Source organism: Nonomuraea sp. NPDC052116 (assembly GCF_040680035.1).
GTDB classification, from domain to species: Bacteria; Actinomycetota; Actinomycetes; order Streptosporangiales; family Streptosporangiaceae; genus Nonomuraea; species Nonomuraea angiospora_A.
The window spans coordinates 21002-39360 of record NZ_JBFAWA010000034.1 but is presented as its reverse complement, the minus strand read 5'-3'; the positions used below and the strand labels follow the sequence as shown (position 1 = coordinate 39360).

At 71.9% G+C, this 18359-nt stretch carries 13 protein-coding genes; 5 read left to right on the top strand and 8 right to left on the bottom strand.

Annotated features, from left to right (window positions below):
- The first annotated feature begins 36 nt into the window (after positions 1-36).
- Positions 37-2334, top strand: a complete 2298-nt coding sequence (locus AB0L65_RS46510; protein WP_364260131.1) for an excinuclease ABC subunit UvrA — start codon at positions 37-39, stop codon at positions 2332-2334.
- 34 nt (positions 2335-2368) lie between these two features.
- Here the strand turns inward: AB0L65_RS46510 and AB0L65_RS46505 are convergent, their stop codons facing one another.
- Together AB0L65_RS46505 and AB0L65_RS46500 are read right to left on the bottom strand one after the other, a co-directional pair.
- Positions 2369-3238 carry a hypothetical protein gene (locus AB0L65_RS46505; protein WP_364260128.1) on the bottom strand — a complete coding sequence of 290 codons (870 nt, stop codon included), beginning with the start codon at positions 3236-3238 and terminating at the stop codon, positions 2369-2371.
- A gap of 33 nt (positions 3239-3271) precedes the next feature.
- Positions 3272-4165 (bottom strand): LD-carboxypeptidase, encoded by an 894-nt coding sequence (locus AB0L65_RS46500; RefSeq protein ID WP_364260125.1) that lies wholly within the window; start codon positions 4163-4165, stop codon positions 3272-3274.
- Positions 4166-4223: 58 nt separating this feature from the next.
- Here AB0L65_RS46500 and AB0L65_RS46495 point away from each other — a divergent pair, with 58 nt between their 5' ends.
- The gene (locus AB0L65_RS46495) at positions 4224-5108 is read left to right on the top strand and encodes a sulfotransferase (protein ID WP_364260122.1); all 885 of its coding nucleotides are present in this window, start codon (positions 4224-4226) and stop codon (positions 5106-5108) included.
- Here the strand turns inward: AB0L65_RS46495 and AB0L65_RS46490 are convergent.
- The 4 genes from AB0L65_RS46490 to AB0L65_RS46475 all read right to left on the bottom strand — a co-directional run bounded on the left by AB0L65_RS46490 (position 5080) and on the right by AB0L65_RS46475 (position 10167).
- Positions 5080-6966 (bottom strand): ABC transporter ATP-binding protein, encoded by a 1887-nt coding sequence (locus AB0L65_RS46490; protein ID WP_364260120.1) that lies wholly within the window; start codon positions 6964-6966, stop codon positions 5080-5082. The two genes, AB0L65_RS46495 and AB0L65_RS46490, sit on opposite strands and share 29 nt — an antisense overlap.
- A 306-nt stretch (positions 6967-7272) precedes the next feature.
- Positions 7273-8088, bottom strand: a complete 816-nt coding sequence (locus tag AB0L65_RS46485) for an enoyl-CoA hydratase/isomerase family protein (RefSeq protein ID WP_364260117.1) — start codon at positions 8086-8088, stop codon at positions 7273-7275.
- A 151-nt stretch (positions 8089-8239) separates the two neighbouring features.
- On the bottom strand, positions 8240-8455 hold the full coding sequence (locus tag AB0L65_RS46480) for a helix-turn-helix domain-containing protein (RefSeq protein ID WP_020547488.1): 216 nt from the start codon (positions 8453-8455) through the stop codon (positions 8240-8242).
- A 113-nt stretch (positions 8456-8568) separates the two neighbouring features.
- Positions 8569-10167: an ABC-F family ATP-binding cassette domain-containing protein gene (locus AB0L65_RS46475; protein WP_364260114.1), complete on the bottom strand. Its 1599-nt coding sequence runs from the start codon at positions 10165-10167 to the stop codon at positions 8569-8571.
- 213 nt (positions 10168-10380) lie between these two features.
- On the opposite strand from AB0L65_RS46475, the gene AB0L65_RS46470 reads away from it, so the two are divergent.
- Positions 10381-11430 carry a glycerophosphodiester phosphodiesterase family protein gene (locus tag AB0L65_RS46470; protein WP_364260111.1) on the top strand — a complete coding sequence of 350 codons (1050 nt, stop codon included), beginning with the start codon at positions 10381-10383 and terminating at the stop codon, positions 11428-11430.
- A 50-nt stretch (positions 11431-11480) separates the two neighbouring features.
- Here AB0L65_RS46470 and AB0L65_RS46465 read toward each other — a convergent pair whose 3' ends face one another.
- Positions 11481-12590 carry a histidinol-phosphate transaminase gene (locus tag AB0L65_RS46465; RefSeq protein ID WP_350735174.1) on the bottom strand — a complete coding sequence of 370 codons (1110 nt, stop codon included), beginning with the start codon at positions 12588-12590 and terminating at the stop codon, positions 11481-11483.
- Positions 12591-12732: 142 nt separating this feature from the next.
- Complete coding sequence (locus tag AB0L65_RS46460) at positions 12733-13821, bottom strand: PP2C family protein-serine/threonine phosphatase (protein WP_364260108.1); 1089 nt, start codon at positions 13819-13821, stop codon at positions 12733-12735.
- 314 nt (positions 13822-14135) lie between these two features.
- Between AB0L65_RS46460 and AB0L65_RS46455 the strand changes: the two genes are divergently transcribed.
- Both AB0L65_RS46455 and AB0L65_RS46450 read left to right on the top strand, forming a co-directional pair.
- Positions 14136-16847 (top strand): hypothetical protein, encoded by a 2712-nt coding sequence (locus AB0L65_RS46455; protein WP_364260105.1) that lies wholly within the window; start codon positions 14136-14138, stop codon positions 16845-16847.
- Complete coding sequence (locus AB0L65_RS46450) at positions 16847-18322, top strand: hypothetical protein (RefSeq protein ID WP_364260102.1); 1476 nt, start codon at positions 16847-16849, stop codon at positions 18320-18322. The genes AB0L65_RS46455 and AB0L65_RS46450 overlap by 1 nt, the downstream gene beginning before the upstream one ends.
- The last annotated feature ends 37 nt before the right edge of the window (positions 18323-18359 follow it).

Below are 18359 nucleotides of genomic sequence, written 5' to 3'. Positions count from 1 at the left end.
CCCCTATGGCAACAAATCCCAAGATGGAAGGGTTCCGTGGTTTCCAGCCAGGCCAGCGCCGTACACCGCGATCACACCGCCGCCGACAGCCACGACCTCATCCAGGTCCGCGGCGCGCGGGAGAACAACCTCAAGGGCGTCTCCCTCGACCTCCCCAAGCGCCGCCTCACCGTCTTCACCGGGGTGTCCGGCTCCGGCAAGTCGTCACTCGTCTTCGACACGATCGCCGCGGAGTCGCGCCGGCTGATCGACGAGACGTACACGTCGTTCATCCAGTCGTTCATGCCGAGCCTGGCCCGCCCCGACGTGGACGCGCTGCACAACCTGAGCGCGGCCATCATCGTCGACCAGGAGCGCATGGGCGCCAACGCCCGCTCCACCGTGGGCACGGCCACCGACGCGCACACGATGCTGCGGATCATGTTCAGCCGCATCGGCGAGCCCCACGTCGGCGGGGCCGGCGCCTTCAGCTTCAACCTGGCCGAGGGCATGTGCCCGGAGTGCGAGGGGCTGGGCAAGGCGTCCACCATCGACGTCGACGCCCTGGTCGACCGCGAGCTGTCGCTCAACGAAGGGGCGATCAAGGTCCCGGGATACCCGGTGGACAGCTGGCAGTGGCAGGTCATCGCGGGGTCCGGGCTGTTCGACCCGGCCGTCAAGCTGAAGGACTTCACGCCCGAGCAGTGGGAGGACTTCCTGCACAAGCCCCCCACCAAGCTCAAGTACGGCACCAACAACTTCACCTACGAGGGCCTGGCCGGCAAGGTCAGGCGGACCCTGCTGGGCAAGGACCGGGAGTCGATGCAGCCCTCGGCGCGGGCGTTCGCCGACCGGGCGCTCAAGCTCACCCTCTGCCCGTCCTGCGATGGCTCCCGGCTGAACGAGGCCGCCCGGTCCGCCCGGATCGCCGGCCGCAACATCGCCGAGTGCTCGGCCATGCAGATCAACGACCTGGCCGACTTCGTCCGCGGCATCGGCAACCCCGCCGTCGGCCCGGTGCTGGACGGGCTGCGCTCGACGCTCGAGTCCCTCGTCGAGATCGGCCTGGGCTACCTGAGCCTCGACCGCGAGTCGTCCACGTTGTCCGGCGGCGAGGCGCAGCGGGTCAAGATGGTGCGCCACCTCAACTCCAGCCTGACCGACGTCACGTACGTCTTCGACGAGCCCACGGCCGGGCTGCACCCGCACGACATCCAGCGCATGAACAACCTGCTGCTCCAGCTGCGCGACAAGGGCAACACGGTGCTCGTCGTCGAGCACAAGCCGGAGACGATCGCCATCGCCGACCACGTGGTGGACCTCGGCCCCGGCGCGGGCACGGCGGGCGGGAGCCTGTGCTACGACGGCGACCTCGACGGGCTGCGCGCCTCGGGCACGCTGACCGGCCGCTACCTCGACCACCGGGTGCGCCTGCGCGACGACGTCCGCAAGCCGGCCGGCCACCTGTCGATCACGGGCGCCACGCTGCACAACCTCAAGGACGTGAGCGTGGAGGTCCCGCTCGGCGTGCTGACCGTGGTCACCGGCGTGGCCGGGTCGGGCAAGAGCTCCCTCATCCACGGATACATCGCCGGGCGCGAGGGCGTGGTGGTGGCCGACCAGTCGCCGATCCGCGGCTCGCGCAGGAGCAACCCGGCCACCTACACCGGCCTGCTCGACCCGATCCGCGCCGCGTTCGCCAAGGCCAACGGCGTCAAGCCCGGCCTGTTCAGCGCCAACTCCGAGGGCGCCTGCCCGGCCTGCAAGGGCATCGGCCTGATCTACACCGACCTGGCCATGATGGCCGGCGTGGCGTCGGTGTGCGAGGAGTGCGAGGGCCGGCGGTTCACGCCGGAGGTGCTGACGTACACGCTGCGCGGCAAGAACATCGGCGAGGTGCTCGACATGCCGGTGGCCGAGGCCCGCGACTTCCTGACCGAGCGGCAGGCCCGCACGATCCTCGACCGCCTGGTGGCCGTCGGGCTCGGCTACGTGGGCCTGGGCCAGCCGCTCACCACGCTGTCGGGCGGCGAGCGGCAGCGGCTCAAGCTGGCCATCAACATGGCCAAGAGCGGCACCACGTACGTGCTGGACGAGCCCACCACGGGGCTGCACCTGGCGGACGTGGACCAGCTCCTGGCCCTGCTCGACCGCCTGGTGGAGGACGGCAACACGGTCATCGTGATCGAGCACCACCAGGCCGTCATGGCGCACGCCGACTGGATCATCGACATCGGCCCCGGGGCCGGTCACGACGGCGGCCAGGTCGTCTTCTCCGGCACCCCCGGCGAGCTGGTCGCCGACGGCACCTCGCTCACCGCGATCCACCTGCGCGACTACGTGAGCAGGGCCTGACCGTTCCGCGCTCCTGGAGCCCGCCCCAGGCCCTTCAGACGGCCAGGCGGGCCAGGACGCGGGCGAACTCCGGCGGCGGCGCCACCACGAGCCTGGTCTGCCCCTCCTGGGTGACGATGTCGGCCCTGATGAGCGTCAGCCGCTCCTCGTGCCACCAGTAGACCTGCGAGCTCAGCCCGTCCGTGCGCGCCGCGTGCACCCGCAGCCGCTCGATCGCGCGTACCACGCCGATCCCGTCCACCGGGTGCACGAGCAGCGTGTACGGGTCGGGCAGCACCACGAGCGCCCCGTCGGAGGGCACGGGAAGGTAGTCGCCCAGCCACCGCAGGTGCGTGGCGGCCGCCGGGGTCATGGCGGTCAGCCGCGTCACCGGCGTGCCGGACAGCAGGATCGTCTCCACCTCCAGCCGCTCCTCGCGGCGGACGTTGGAGACGGCCAGGTCGAGCGCCTTCCCGGCGGCCACGGGCCAGCACCCGGCCTGCTCGGGCCGCACCGGCCGGGAGCCCGCGAAGAGCAGCTCCACCAGGTCGGCGTTGAGGTGGCGGCCCACGACGCGGGTCAGGTCGGGCACCGCGTCCACGGCGTCCACGCGGGTGCGCAGCAGCGGCCGGGCCTGCTTCAGGTCGCACACGTCCAGCCGCTCGCCCGCGGTGGCCACGGCGTGCGCGAGGTGCTCGGAGACCAGCATGGGCCAGTCCTCCCTGGCCCGGCGGCCCGCCTCGCGGCGCAGCCCGGTGAGCCTGACGACCAGCTCCATGTCGCCTCTGAGCGTCACGGAGCCGCCGTCCTTGGCGAACTCGAAGGAGTATCCGAGGGATTCCGCGACGAGCGAGAGCAGCGAGTCCAGGTCGACATCCTCGACCGGCCGGCGCGAGGGCCGGCGGTCACGCTTGAACAAGCTCACGCGCCGTGTCCCTTTCTGTCGGATTCGTCCCTCCTACCTTGCCTGCCCCTCATCACTGACCATGCCCGCTAGCGAGCACGATTCGGTATCGATAACCCCAAGTCTCCCCAGCCACACGCTCATCTGGGGCGACCCGTGCCCCACCGGAAGTCCCGCCAGGATGGGCACTCCGAGCCTCCCGAGCCGGTCCTCGAGCACCGCGTACGGATCGCCGCAGTCGACCCACGAGCCGAGCGCGATCCCGCGCACCCCGTCGAACGCCCCCGCCTGCAGGAGCTGGGTGAGCATGCGGTCGATCCGGTACGGCTCCTCCCCGATGTCCTCCAGGAACGCGATCCTGCCCGCGAACGACGGCTGCCACCGGGTCCCGCACATCGAGGCCAGCAAGGACAGGTTGCCCCCGGCCAGCACGCCTTCGGCCCGCCCCGGCACCAGCGCCCGCTCGCCCCGGACGGTCTGGGGTGTCCCGAACAGCGCCGCCCGCAGGCTCTCCCACGTGCGCGGCTCGGGCCCCTCCTCGGCGGCCAGCACGTCGCAGGCCGCCATCGGCCCGTGCAGCGTCGGCACGCCCAGCTCGATGGCGAACGCGTTGTGCAGCGCCGTGATGTCGCTCGACCCCAGCAGGACCTTGGGGCCGGCGGCCCGCATGGCGTCCCAGTCGAGCAGGTCGAGGAGCCGGGCGGCGCCGTACCCGCCGCGGCAGCAGAACACCGCCGAGACGGCCGGGTCGCACCAGGCGGACTGCAGGTCGGCGGCCCGGGCGGCGTCGTCGCCCGCCAGGTAGTCGAGCGGCTGACGGTCGAGCGCGTGCGCGCCCACCACCACCTTCAGCCCGAGGCCCTCCAGTCGCTCCACGCCACGCCTCAGCAGCACCGCGCTGGGCGGCCCCGACGGTGAGACGACGGCGACGGTGTCACCGGGTCGCATGGATCGACTCCTCGTTTGGCTCGTACACGTGGCAAACGGTGTCACACTTACCTCTCGTATGCGACTTCCGCCCCACATCCTCGTGGTCAACGGCATCAAGGTCCGCCGGCCGGTCTTCCTGATCGGAGCGCCGCATTCCGGTACGGACCTGCTGGCCCGCGCCCTGAAACGATCCCCTGGCTTCCATGTGACCATGGGCCGCGCGAGTGTGGCGCACGTGGTGTACGCCTTCGCCCGCAAGCCGTCCATCGGGCAGACCTCCGGCGCCGTGCGCGTCATGCGCGACGCGCTCGCCGAGTCCTGGCAGGTGCTGCCCCGGTCGTGCGGCCAGTGCGCCGTGTCGTGCCGCGAGGCGGGCGGCGTCACAGGGACCGGTCCCTGCGTCTCGGCCGGCGACATCACCAGGTTCGGCGACGGCAGCCCCGACCTGCTCTACAGCGCCCCGGTGCTGCTCCAGGCGTTCCCCGACGCGCGGTTCGTGCAGCTCATCCGCGACGGCAGGGACGTGGTCGCCGGCATGCTCGACGACCCCGCGTGCCTGGCCTGGTTCAAGCCGGCCATGCTGACGGAGCAGACCGAGTTCCCCAATCCGTTCCTGGGCGTCAACAAGGACGAGCACCTCGAGCGCTGGAAGGGCATGCCGGCGGCGGGCAAGAGCGCCCTGCGCTGGCGCAGCGCCGTGCGCATGAGCGCCGAACTGCGCAGGACGCTGCCCGAGGAGCAGCTCCTGACGCTGCGCTACGAGGACCTGGTGCACAAGCCGGCGCCGTCGGTCGCCACGCTCGCGGAGTTCCTGGAGACGCGGGTGTCCAAGGTCGTCCTGTACGACACCGGCGTCCCCAGGGTCGGCGCCTGGCGCGCCAAGCTCCGGGGACCCGATCTGGAGCTGGTGGAGAAGGTGGCCAGGGAGGAGCTCAACCGCCTGGGCTACCTGCAGAGGTGAACTGGGTGCGGTAGAGCTCGGCGTAGAGCCCGCCGCGCTCCAGCAGCTCCTCGTGGCGGCCCCGCTCGGCGATGCGGCCCTCGTGGATCACCAGGATCTCGTCGGCCTCCCTGATCGTCGAGAGCCGGTGCGCGATCACCAGCGAGGTGCGGCCCTCCAGCGCGGTCTTCAGCGCCACCTGCACGGCCGCCTCGGACTCCGAGTCGAGGTGGGCGGTGGCCTCGTCGAGCACGACCACGCGCGGCGCCTTGAGCAGCAGCCGGGCCAGCGCGAGGCGCTGCTTCTCGCCGCCCGACAGCCGGTAGCCGCGGTCGCCCACGACGGTGTCGAGCTGCTCGGGCAGGCCCTCCACGAGGTCGCCGATCTGCGCGGCCCTGAGAGCCTCCCAGATCTCCCCGTCGCTCGCCTCCGGCCTGGCATAGCGGAGGTTGGCCCCGATCGTGTCATGGAAGAGATGAGCGTCCTGCATGACCACTCCGACGGTGTCGCGCAGGGAGTCGAGGGTGGCTTCGCGCACGTCGAGCCCGTTGATGCGGACCGCGCCCTCGTTGACGTCGTACAGGCGGGACACCAGTGACGTGATGGTCGTCTTGCCCGCGCCCGAGTGGCCGACCAGGGCGACCAGCCGGCCCGGCGCGGCCGTGAACGAGATGCCCTTGAGCACGGGGTACGACGGGCCGCTGTCCTGCCTGGCGACCGACTCCAGCGAGGCCAGCGAGACCTCCTCGGCGGCCGGGTAGCGGAAGCGCACGTCGTCGAACTCGATCGTGACCGGCCCACCGGGGATCGGCTCGGCGCCGGGCCGCTCGGCCACCATGGGCTTGAGGTCGAGGATCTCGAAGACGCGGTCGAAGCTCACGAGCGCGGTCATCACGTCGACGTGCACGTTCGACAGGGACGTGAGGGGGCCGTACAGGCGCATCAGCAGGGCGGTCAGGGCCACCAGCGTGCCCAGCTCGAAGACGCCGGACACGGACAGGACGCCGCCGATGCCGTACACCAGGGCGGTGGCCAGCGCGGCGACGAGCCCGAGCGCGACCCGGAAGACGGTGCCGTACATGCCGACCGTCACGCCCACGTCGCGCACCCGGGCCGCCCTGCGGCCGAACACCTCCGCGTCGTCCTCCGGGCGGCCGTAGAGCTTGGCCACCATGGCGCCCGCCACGTTGAACCGCTCGGTCGTCACGGAGCTCATCTCGGCGTCGAGCTGCATCTGCTCGCGCGTCAGCGCCGACATGCGCCGCCCGACGAACTTGGCGGGCACGATGAAGATCGGCAGCAGCACCAGCGCGACCAGCGTCACCTGCCACGACAGCGCCAGCATCGCGCCCAGCACCAGGACCAGGCTGACCACGTTGGACACCACCGACGACAGCGTGCTCGTCAGCGCCCGCTGCGCGCCGATCACGTCGGTGTTGAGCCTGCTGACCAGCGCGCCGGTCTGGGCCCGCATGAAGAACGCCACCGGCATGCGCTGCACGTGGTCGAACACCTCGGTACGCAGGTCGTAGATCAGCCCTTCGCCGATGCGCGCCGAGAACCACCGCTGCACCAGCGTCAGCCCGGCGTCCACCAGCGCCAGCGCGCCGATCGTCACCGCCAGCCCGACCACGACGCCCGGCCGCCTGGCCAGGATGCCGTCGTCGATGATCGCCTTCATCAGCAGCGGGTTGGCGATCACGATGACCGCGCCCGCCACGACGAGCAGCAGGAACGCGGCAATGTGCGTCCTGTACGGCCTGGCGTAGCGCGCGATGCGCCCCACGGTGCCGGGCCGCAGCCGCTGCTTGGTCACCGAGCCGTCGCGCCGCAGCGACGCCATCACATTGGGGCCGAAACCCCCTCCCATCATCGCCATCCGGGGGATCCCTCCTTCTCCACGGGAGAGAGCACCGCCGGCGCGCCCGGCGATTCCCGCGTCCGCTCAGCGCGAAACCCACCGGCGCCGCCGCCCCTCCAACGTACCGCCCACCCGCGTGACCAGGGCGCTCGCCGCCGTCGCCACGTCCGTCCTTTGAGGAGCACGAGCGTCCTTTGGGGAGCACGAGGACGCGAGGCGGTCCTGGGTCCGCCTCGGACGCCCGGATGGGGCAGCGGTGGCGGGCGGCCGTCCGGGGCGAGCCCACGAGGGCCCCGCGCCCCCGAAGGGCGGCCGTCCGATGGGTCAGGCGAAGAGGGCCTTGATGCGGGCCGCCTGTTCGATCCGCTCGGCCGCACACTGCTCCTCCAGGGAGCGGCCCTGCGCCCCCTGGAGGAGTCGCTTCGTCGCGATCGCCGCGTCCCGGTTGACGGCCAGCAGCTCCGCGACCTTGTCTCGTACGGCTTGATCCAGGTCGCCCCGAGCGACCACTTGCTCCGCGAGGCCGATGCGCATGGCCTCGTCCGCGTGCACGGTCCTGGCGGTCAGGCAGATGTCGATCGCCTTGGCCAGGCCCACCAGCTCGACCAGGGGCTTGGTCCCCGTCAGGTCGGGCACCAGGCCCAGTGCGGGCTCTTTCATGCAGAAGGAAACATCATCGGCCACGATCCGCAGGTCACAGGAGAGCGCGAGTTGGAACCCCGCACCGATCGCGTACCCCTGCACTGCGGCGATGGAAACGATCTCCGGGCGGCGCAGCCACAGGAACCCCGCCTGTGCCTGGCTGATGCGCTGCTCGAAGGTTGCGTCGACGCTCGTGGCCGCCGAGCTGAACGAGCCCTGTCCGGGCACCCCCTCAGGTGTGAACATCCGCAGGTCGATCCCTGCCGAGAAGGACGGTCCCTCACCTTTCACGACGACTACGCGCACCTGCTCGGGCAGGCTCTCGCCGATCCGAGCCAGCGCCGACCATGTCGCGAACGTCTGCGCGTTCCGCTTTTCCGGCCGGTCCAGCGTGATCGTCGCTATCTCACCGTCCACCTCGAGACGAACTCCGTGCTCCGCCGTGACGGAGACCTCGTCCGCATTCCCCCCGCGCTGTCGCGCCTGTGCTGCCGCCATCGCCCGCTCCCTCCAGTCCTGGTCGCGCAAGGAGTGCGCGCCCAGTGTGCTGACCGTCGCGCCCGAGCCTACAGAACATGGTTCTGGCCCGGGCGCGACGGTATGGCTGACTAGGGACGGGCGGCTGCGGTCGCACGTTCCGAGGCGGCCGTCAGCGCTTGGACTTGCCTCGGGTCGCCCCGCCGCGCCCGCGCAGAGTCACGCCGGACTCGCTCAGGATGCGGTGGATGAACCCGTAAGACCGACCGGTCGAAGCGGCCAGGGCGCGAATGCTCTCGCCCGCGGCGTAGCGCTTCTTGAGATCGCCGGCCAGTTTTTCCCGGTCGGCCCCGGTGACCCGGGTGCCCTTCTTCAGTGTCTCGGCCACGAGTACCTCCTGTAGTGCCGGACTTCCGCAGCGTTACTCCGCCATGATCAGTCATTTCAGCGGGATCGGCTACCTACTCCACGGGAAAAGATCCGTACCCACTCAAATTAAGATCAGGCAAGTGCCACAAGATCGGAAAATTCGTCGCTCCATGCGTCTTCAGTTCCGTCCGGTAGCAAGATCACCCTATCCGGTGACAGGGCGTCAACGGCACCCTCGTCATGTGTGACTAGGACGATTGCTCCTGAATAGGACCTCAGAGCATTGAGAACCTGCTCGCGACTGACCGGGTCGAGGTTGTTCGTGGGCTCGTCGAGAAGGAGGACATTGGCGCTCGACAGCACGAGGATCGCCAGCGCCAGCCGGGTCTTCTCGCCGCCGGACAGCACCCCGGCGGGCTTGTCGACGTCGTCGCCCGTGAAGAGGAACGAGCCGAGCACCTTGCGCAGCTCGGTGTCGGTGAACTGGCCCCCGGCCGACTGCATGTTCTCCAGCAGGGTGCGGCCGGCGTCGAGGGTCTCGTGCTCCTGGGCGTAGTAGCCGACCTTGAGGCCGTGGCCGGGCCGGATCTCGCCCGTGTCGGGAGTCTCGATGTTGCCGAGAATCCGCAGCAGCGTGGTCTTGCCGGCGCCGTTCAGGCCGAGGATGACGACCCTGTGACCTCGGTCGATGGCCACGCTGACGTCGGTGAAGACCTCCAGCGAGCCGTACGACTTGGACAGCCCCTCGGCCGTGAGCGGGGTGCGCCCGCACGGCTGCGGCTCGGGGAAGCGCAGTCGCGCCACCTTGTCGCTTTGGCGCTCTTCCTCGGTGCCCGACAGCAACCGGTGCGCACGCCGCATCATGTCCTGCGCGGCCTTGGCCTTGGTCGCCTTGGCGCGCATCTTGTCGGCCTGCGCGAGCAGCGCACCTGCTTGTTTCTCGGCGTTGGCGCGCTCGCGCTTCCTGCGCTTCTCGTCGGTCTCGCGCTGGGCGAGGTAGGCCTTCCAGCCGACGTTGTAGTGATCGATCACCGAGCGGTTGGCGTCCAGGTGCAGGACCTTGTTGACCGTCGCTTCAAGAAGACCGACGTCGTGGCTGATGATCACCAAGCCGCCTTGATGCGAACGCAAAAAATCACGAAGCCACCCGATTGAGTCGGCATCTAGGTGGTTTGTCGGCTCGTCGAGAAGGAGAGTTTCCGCTCCGCTGAAAAGAATTCGCGCCAATTCCACGCGCCTGCGCTGACCGCCGGAAAGCGTTTGCAACGGCTGTGACAGCACGCGATCGGGCAGCCCGAGGCTGGAGGCGATGGACGCGGCCTCCGACTCGGCCGCGTATCCGCCCAGCACGTGCATCTGGTCCTCGAGCCTGCCGTACTTCCTGACGGCCTTCTCGCGGGTGCGGTCGTCGGCGGAGGACATGCCGCGCTCGGCCTCGCGCAGCTTGCGCATGACCTCGTCGAGGCCGCGCGCCGACAGGATGCGGTCGCGGGCGAGCACCTCCAGGTCGCCGGTGCGCGGGTCCTGGGGGAGGTAGCCGACGCTGCCGCTGGTGGTGACGGTGCCGGCGGCGGGCAGGCCCTCGCCCGCCAGCACCTTGGTGAGGGTCGTCTTGCCCGCGCCGTTGCGCCCGACAAGCCCGATCTTGTCGCCCGGGTTGACCCGGAACGACGCTTTTTCGATAAGCAGCCGCGCGCCCGCGCGCAGCTCTATGTCACTGGCGATGATCATGTTGGCGGAACACTCCCGAGCTAGGAAACGGAGGATTGAGGCGTGCGACGCCAGATCAATCGGGAGTATGCATACCGATCAGTGTAGGCTGTTCGGACCCACGCGTCGGCAGCTTGGCCCCCGCCGTGGGCAGGGCGCCTGATCGCGAAGGCTTCGTCCCGCGCTCATCTCGCGTACGCCCGGCCGTCCCCGTCATGCCAGATCTTGTCGCGTGTGAACAAGAAGAGATGGCTCGCGGTCCTCGCGGCGGCAGTTGTGACCCTGACGGCCACGCCCGAGGCGGCGCTCGCCGACGGGCGGCGTACGTTCGACCTCCAGGCGCACCGGGGCGGGCTCGGGCTCGTGGTGGAGAGCACCCTGCCCGGGTTCGCGAACGCGCTGGAGCTCGGCGTCGGCACGCTGGAGCTCGACGTGCAGATCACCGAGGACGGCCAGGCCGTCGTCACGCATGACAGGCGGATCAGCAACAGGAAGTGCCGCGACACGGCGCCCGCCGTGCCCGGGGACCCCGAGTTCCCGTACGTCGGCAAGTACATCAACACGCTCACCCTCCAGCAGGTCAGGACCATGGACTGCGGGTCGCAGACATTGGCCGAGTTCCCGGGGCAGCGGGCGGTGCCCGGGGCGCCCATGACGATGCTGCGCGAGGTCTTCGACCTGGTGCGCCGGTACCGGGCGTGGGGCGTGAAGCTCAACGTCGAGACCAAGGTGGAGGCCGGGGCGCCGAGCGAGACGGCGCCGAGGGAGCAGTTCGTCCAGGTGACGCTGCAGGAGATCCGGCAGGCCGGGATGCTGCGGCAGGTCACGATCCAGAGCTTCGACTGGGGCACCCTGATGCGGATGCGGGAGCTGGAGCCGCGGCTGCCGCTCGTCGCGCTCACCAACCGCGACTTCCTGCAGACCGGCCAGCCGGGCGCCTCGCCCTGGCTGGGCGGCATCGACATCGACGACTTCGGCGGCGACCCGCTCAAGGCGGTCAAGTCGTTCGGGGCGGACGCGTTCTCGCCGGTGCACGGGTTCCCGCAGAACGGCAAGGTGACCGACCCCGGCTACCAGGCGTACGTCACCAAGGACATGGTCGACCAGGCGCACGCCCTCGGCCTCAAGGTGATCCCGTGGACGATCGACGACGGGCCGACGCTGAACAAGCTCATCGACGACGGCGTGGACGGCATCATCACCGACTACCCCGACCGGCTGCGGCAGATCATGGCCGAGCGCGGGTTCAAGCTGCCCAAGCGCTACCGGCTCCACCGGCAGTAGCGGGGCCCGCCCGGGCCCCGGCGGAGCGCTGCCGGGGCCCGGGCGGAATCTCAGGCCGACAGCGGGTTGACGTGCCGGTGGTGGACCCCGATGACGGGGATCTCGTGCAGGCTGCCGGAGTACAGGAACTGCGTCATGCCGATGAGCAGCCGACGCACGTCGTCCTGCGGCCGCACGACCAGGCGGATGAACTGGCTGGTCGTGCCCAGCTTGTTGCCGCACTCGCGCACGTACACGCCGTGCTCGGAGAGCAGGTGGTCGCGCAGTCCCACCCCGTCGTAGCCGGGCGGCAGCTTGATCAGCAGGAAGTTGCCCTGCGATGCGAACACCGACAGCCCCGGCATGGTGCTGAGCTGCTGGAACATGGCCCGCCTGTCCGCGCCCACCAGCCTGAGGCTGTTGTGGTACTCACCCATGAACTGCCGCATCATGAACACGATGACCTCGGCGAACGAGTTGAGGTTCCACTTGGGCAGCGCGTCGCGCACCCGCCCGGCCAGCGCCGGGTTGGCGACCATGTAGCCGAACCGGATGCCGTGCAGGCCGAAGTTCTTGCCCAGGCTGCGCAGCACGATCACGTTCGGCCGGACCGCCGCCTCCGCCGCCAGCCCCGCGTCCGGCTCGCAGTCCACGAAGTCGCCGAACGACTCGTCCACGATCACCAGGTCGAGGTCGATGAGCTCGTCCAGCAGCTGCAGGACCTCGTGCTTGGGCAGGTAGCCGCCGTCGGGGTTGTTCGGGTTGCAGATCACCGCGACCCGGGAGCCGCGCATGCGGATGAACGAGACGTAGTCCTGCACGTCGAGGGTGAAGTTGCGGCTCTCCAGCAGCGGGTACATGTCCACCCGCTTGCCCGTCTCCAGCGGCTGGTCGGTCCAGCGCCCGAAAGTCGGGATGGGCACCGCGAGGCTCTCGCGCACCAGCAGGTGATCGATCCAGGTGATCAACTCGGTCGACCCGTTGCCCATGGCGACCGTCTTCGGGTGGAGCCCGAGCGTGGCGCAGAGCTCCGCGGTGATCGTGCCCGCGTCGCTCGGATAGAACTTGAGAATCGTCTCCAGGTTTCTCCCGAGATGCTCGAAGATCTCCGGGGTCGGGAAATATGGATTGCACGGGATGCAGAAGTCAACCGGTGCGCGCTCTCCTGACGAGGCGCGCATCAACGAAAAATACGACGGGCTGTGAGCCTGTGCCCGCAAGAGGCTGAGCTCCACGACACCTCCATGGACATGTCCGATGTGTGTAGGTACGCGTGGGTGGAGCGACCGGTTCATGACGGTGCGCGAGCCCGTTCCCGGCAGGTCAGGACTCGGACCGGCGTAGCGTGAGGATCGCGATGTCGTCGCGCGGCGCGGTCCTGGTGAACGCGCGGAGGTCCTCGCCGAGCGCCTGGGCGAGCCGGTCGGGAGGGTCGGGGGCCCAGCCCTCCAGGCGCTCCTCCAGCGGGTAGAAGGCGCCGCGGGGGTTGCGGGCCTCGGTGACGCCGTCGGTGCACAGCACCAGCGACGCGCCGGGCGGGAACGCGAACCGCGCGCCGCCGCGCGGCCCGGGGGCGAGCGTGCCCACGCCGAGCGGCACGGACGGCTCCCCGAGGTTGACCTGCCGCGCGTCACCGCGGTGGATCATGTACGGGGCGATGTGCCCGCAGTTGACCGCCTCGACGTCCAGCTGTCGGCTGATGTCCAGCACCAGGGCGGTGACCAGGCGCTCGGGCTCCCCGGTGGTGGCGGCGAAGGTGTTCTGCCTGGCCACGGCGTTCTCCATCGCCTCGACGACCCCGGCCAGCGTCTCCTCCCGGTAGGCCGCCTCCCTGAACGAGCCCAGCACGGCCAGCGCGGTCCCGATGGCGGGCAGCCCCTTGCCCTGCACGTCGGCGATGAGCACCCGGGTGCCGTGGTGGGAGACGGCGACCTCGTACATGTCGCCGCCCACCATCGTGTCCTCCTCCACCGGCTGGTAGAGGCCGTCGATGACGACGTCGGCGGTGCGCAGCGGCAGCGGGCGCACGATCAGCCGCTGGAGGGCGGCCGCCGCCGAGCGCAGCCGGTGCACCTCCTCCTCGCGCCGCACCCGGTAGGCGCAGCCGAAGACGCTCAGCGCGCCGAACACGGCCGTGAACCCGGCGGCCAGCAGGTTGTCGTCCAGTTCGCCGCCCAGGTATGTGGTGACCCCCGCCGCCGCCAGGACCACCCACAGCGACGCGACGATCGTCTGCCGCACGGTGCCCAGCCCGGCCACGATCGCCGGGAGGAAGATCAGCAGCGGGAACAGCCGCACCGCCGTGCCCGAGAGGGTGTCGAGCGCGGCCACCACGGCGGTGATGACGACGAGCCCGGCGACGAACGCCGGTGTCGAGAGATTCGGCCCTTCGTGTCGCCCGCCATCCGTCACGAGTCCTTCATCCCCCGTCATGGAACGGCGTAACGGCGGTTTTCTCGAACGTACGGAAGAAAACCGTGAAATGAGCGGCCGAATTCGGGCCGTCGCACCCGGATCTGGCCTCTGTGCAGGGCGGATAAGGGGATGAAAACCAGAAGTAAACGACTCTGCATCTTATGGCGGGATTTACAGGTGTCGGTGGTCAGGGTCGTCATGACTGCTCATTGATTTCTCATCGACGGTCTCATTGACAAGCAAAGATGATCTTGTAAGCATTTTGAGTTAAGACGTGCCGGGTGTAATTCCGCGCGAGAAGGGGTGGCCGTGTGAGCGAGCAGGACTGGACTTTGCTGCCGGCCGTGACCGTCCGGAGCGCGGGCTTCGCCTGGGAGCTCGTCCGATCCCTGGCCTACCCGCGGGCCGCGGCGGCGGCCGCCGCGGTCGTCCGGCTGGAGCGGCGGGCGCTCGACCTGCTCGCCGAGGCCCCGGCCCACCGAGCCCCGGCCGAGAACCCGGCCGAGCGTCCGGCCCGCCGTGCCCCTGCCGAGGCCCCGGCCCGCGGTGCCTCGGCCGAGGACCCCCGTCCGGCCCGCAGCGCCGTAGGCGGGGACGCCCGTTCCGCACGCGGGACGGGCAGCGGGCGGCTGCCGCGCGGTCTGCGCAGCCGCCTGCGTGACCTGCGCCCGCTCCCGGGCGACACGCCCGCGCCCGCCGGCTGGCTCGCCGCCTGGAACGAGGTGACCGGGTCGCTGGAGGACGCCCGGCTCGCCCTGGCGGGCACGACGGCCGCCGACGCGGCGCTCGCCCGCGCGGCCGTGGCCGGGATCGCGGCCGACGAGCGCTTCCTCGACGCCCTCGTCCGTTCGGCGCCCGGCCTCTACCGCGACCTGCGGCGCGGCGTCGCCAAGGGCGGCCGGCTGCGGCGCCTGGTCGGCTCGGTCCTGCAGGGGCTCTGCGCCACGTGCTCCTTCGGTCCGCTCGACCACGGCCGGGTCGAGCCCGCGGCGGCCGGCGGCCACACCTGGTCGGGCCACCGGGAGCGGCCGCGGCGGGTCGCGTACCCGGCCGACTGGGTGGGCGAGTCGCTCCAGCAGCGCGTCCTGGCCGACCCCGCGCTCGTGGCGGGGCTGGTGCCGCGCCGCCGGACCTGGACGGGCGCCGTGCCGGACGCCGTGCCCGACGCGGCGCCGTTCGTCGCGCTGTGCGACGGGAGCCGGACGCTGGCCGAGATCGCCGCCGAGTCGGGGACGGAGCTGGAGCAGGCCGCCGCGGCCCTGGCGGTGGCGGTGCGCCGCGGGCTGCTCACCCACGACCTCTGCCCGCCGGCCACGGTCGCCGACCCGCTGTCCTGGCTACGCGAACGCCTCCCCACCGAAACCCCCCGCCCGGACGCCCTCCACCGGGACGTCCCACGCTCGGACGCCCACCGCCCGGACGCCCCGCGCTCGGAGGCTCCCCGCTCGGAGGCTCCCCGTCCGGATGCGCTCCGGCCGGACGCCCACCGTTCGGGTGGCGACCTGTCGGTGGGGCGGCGCGTGCGGGAGATCACCGAGCTGCTCGCCCAGTATCCCGCCGCCTCTCCCGACGTGAAGCTGGCCCTCCAGCGGCGGGTCGAGACGCTGGCCGGCAGCGGGCGAACGCACGACGACCGGCCCGGCGACCGGCCCGGCGACGACCGCGTGGTCGTGCACGAGGCCGCGGCCGGCACGCTCCGGGTGACCGTCGGCGAAGGGCTGGCGGCCGACCTGGAAGGTCGCGTGCCCCAGGTGCTCGACCTGCTCGCCGCCGACGCCGAGCTGACCAGGCAGCGCACCAACCGGCTGCTCGCCGGACGGCTCGGCGCGGGCACGTTCGGGCTGGCCGAGGTGCTGGGGGTGACCGGCGACCTGGAGATCCGCCACGGTGACCGCCTCGCCGAGCGGATCGCCGCGATCGTGCGCGCCGCCCCGCCCGGCGCCGCCACCGTCGACCTCGCGGGCCTGCTGGACGACCCCGAGCCACCGGCCGCGCCCGTGCTCTGCTCGGCCGACGTCATGGTGGCCGCGCCGTCGCTGGAGGCGTACGAGCCGGGGGTGACCCCGCTGGTCCTCGGTGACCTCCACGACGTCGCGCTGCTCACGCCGTGGGCCCTGCAGTTCCACCCCGACGGCGCCGCGCTCGTCGCCGAGCGGGACGCGGCGATCGTGCGGGCGCTCGGCGGCCGCACCGCACTCAACGTCATCTCGCGCCGCGCCACCGGCAGGCCGCCGCTGGAGTTCCCCGGGCCGGTGCTGGAGCTGGGCGGCGTGACGGCCGACGGCGGGCGGCGCCGGATCGGGCTCGACGAGCTGTACGTGCACAGCGACGGGCGCCGGGCCGTCCTGCGGGCCAAGGGGGTGGACGGGCCGCTGCTGCTGCACAACGGCGAGCACGACGACACGGCGTTGCACACGGCGCTCGCCCTGCCCAGGGTGCGCCGGCCGGACCTGCGGCACCTCTCCCGCGTGCCCCGGCTGACCTGGGACAACGTGGTCATCTCGCGGCGCGCGTGGCGCGTGGGCCGGGCGTCGTTCGAGGCGCTCGGGCAGGCGGTCGGGGATCGCGAGCTGCTGGTCGCGATGGCGCGGCTGCGGGAGACGCACGACCTGCCCGTGACGTTCTTCGCCGCGTCCCCCCGCGAACGCCGGCCGATCCACGTGGACACCCGCTCGCCCGCGCTCGTCGAAGGGCTGGGCCGGCTGGCGGCCACGGCCGAGCGGCTCACGCTGACGGAGACCCTGCCGGGGCCGGAGGGGTGCTGGCTGCGCGACGGCGGGCTCCGGTTCGCCGCCGAGCTCCGCTGCGTCTACCTGCGCCCGGCCGGCGGCAGCCCGGCGTCCCGGCCGAAGCCGGAGGCGGCTGACACCTGCTCCCCGGCTCCGGTGACGCGCTCGCGGGCGGTCGCCCGCTATCCGGGGCCGGCGGACGTGCGCGCGGACGCGTGCTCGCGGGTGGCCGACCCGGTGGCCCCGGGCGCGCGGGCGGCGCATCCGTACCCGTGGCAGGGGGAGTGTCGCTGATGGAGCTGCTCGTCGTCCCGCCGCTCACCGACTTCACCACCGAGGTCGTGCCGCCCCCCGGAGCCGAGGTGCTCGACCTCAACGAACACGTCGTCGAACGCCTCGCCGACCCGTCCCGGCTGCGGGCCGCCGCCGAACGGCTCGACGGCGGCCCGCTCGCGGCGCTGCTCGAGCGGGCGGCGGCGGCCGTCCTGGAACGGCAGGCGTTCGACGACGCCCGCCTCAGAGCGGTGGGCACCGCGCTGCGGCTGGCGGCCGACCCTGCGGTCCGGCTCAGCATCGACGACCTCGAGTTGGCCGAGGGCAGCATGCAGAGCAGCAGGGACGTGCTCGGCGCGGCCGGGCGGTGCGAGGTGTTCCGGCCCGAGGTCGAGCTGGCCGCGGAGGTCGCCGACGGGCGGCGGGCGCACGTCGCGCTGGACGGCGCCCGGCAGCTTCCCGCGGCGTTCGCGCTGGTGGGAGCGCTGGGAGCGGGGCGGGTGACGCTGTGCGGGCGGCTCGTGGCCGAGCACGGCACGGCGCTGCGGCGCGTGCCGGAGCTGGCCGGGGTCGAGTTCTCCGCGTGGTCGCCCGAACGGGTGATCCGCCCCTTGTGGCGCGCCGGCAAAGGGAAGGACACTGACGCCGGGCCCGTCGAGGGGGCACGGTCGCGGGACGCCTCGGACACCCGGCCGGGGAAGCAGGTGCGCTGGGTGACCGGGGCGTGCCGTCCGCCCGCGGGCGGGCCGTGGGCCGGATGGCTCGACGCGGAGCGGGTGGCCGCCTTCCCCAGGGACGTCCTGGCCCGCTGCCGCGGCCTGACGATCGCCGTGACGCGGATCGACTTCCTGGCCGCCGTGACCGGCCTGAACGGGTGGACCGTCAACCTGCGGCGGCTGCTGGCCGCGATCCCGCCGGGCGTGGCGGTGGCGTGCGAGCTGGTGCTGGGCGCGCCCGGCGTGGCCGCGGGCGCCGCGGGGGAGTCCGTCGAGCTGCTGGCGGCGGGCGCCGGCGGGGTCCGGCTGGCCGGGCTGCGGCCGTACCGGATGGCGATCCGCTCGGAGTGGGCCGGGCAGAGCGTGCGCTTCCCGCCGAGGGCCGGGGACGACCTGGTCAGGTGGGTGGAGTTCGACGCGCCCGACACGATGCGGGCCTACGAGGTCACCCGCATGATCAAGGAGTGGCTGGAGCGGCTTCCCGGGCTGCCGCCCGGGCGCCTGGCCGCCTGTTCCGTGGCCGGCGCGGAACCCGTTCCCGGGTGGGACCCGTGCGCGCAGGTGGTGGCCGGCGGCGCGGGGCCCGACGGGTGCGGGCCCGGGACGTTCGCGGTGAGCCTGCGGTCGGGGCGGTCGTTCCGGCTCAACCCGTACCAGGTCGTGCCCGTCTCCCGGCTGGCCGCCGACGACCCGCACGCCCTCGACTGCCTCCCGGGCCCCGCCCGCGCGCGGCTGACCGACGGGCTGGCGCGGGCCGGGGTGCTGAGGGAGAGCGGGTAAACCGGTTGCCCCGGCCCGCGCGGGGCTGCTGTACTCC

Bases quoted from the DNA above. Each gene is read 5' to 3' on its own strand.
- AB0L65_RS46500 (WP_364260125.1), bottom strand. From the start codon at position 4,165: ATGCGACCCGGTGACACCGTCGCCGTCGTCTCACCGTCGGGGCCGCCC.
- AB0L65_RS46495 (WP_364260122.1), top strand. From the start codon at position 4,224: ATGCGACTTCCGCCCCACATCCTCGTGGTCAACGGCATCAAGGTCCGC.
- AB0L65_RS46490 (WP_364260120.1), bottom strand. From the start codon at position 6,966: ATGGCGATGATGGGAGGGGGTTTCGGCCCCAATGTGATGGCGTCGCTG.
- AB0L65_RS46485 (WP_364260117.1), bottom strand. From the start codon at position 8,088: ATGGCGGCAGCACAGGCGCGACAGCGCGGGGGGAATGCGGACGAGGTC.
- AB0L65_RS46475 (WP_364260114.1), bottom strand. From the start codon at position 10,167: ATGATCATCGCCAGTGACATAGAGCTGCGCGCGGGCGCGCGGCTGCTT.
- AB0L65_RS46465 (WP_350735174.1), bottom strand. From the start codon at position 12,590: ATGCGCGCCTCGTCAGGAGAGCGCGCACCGGTTGACTTCTGCATCCCG.
- AB0L65_RS46450 (WP_364260102.1), top strand. From the start codon at position 16,847: ATGGAGCTGCTCGTCGTCCCGCCGCTCACCGACTTCACCACCGAGGTC.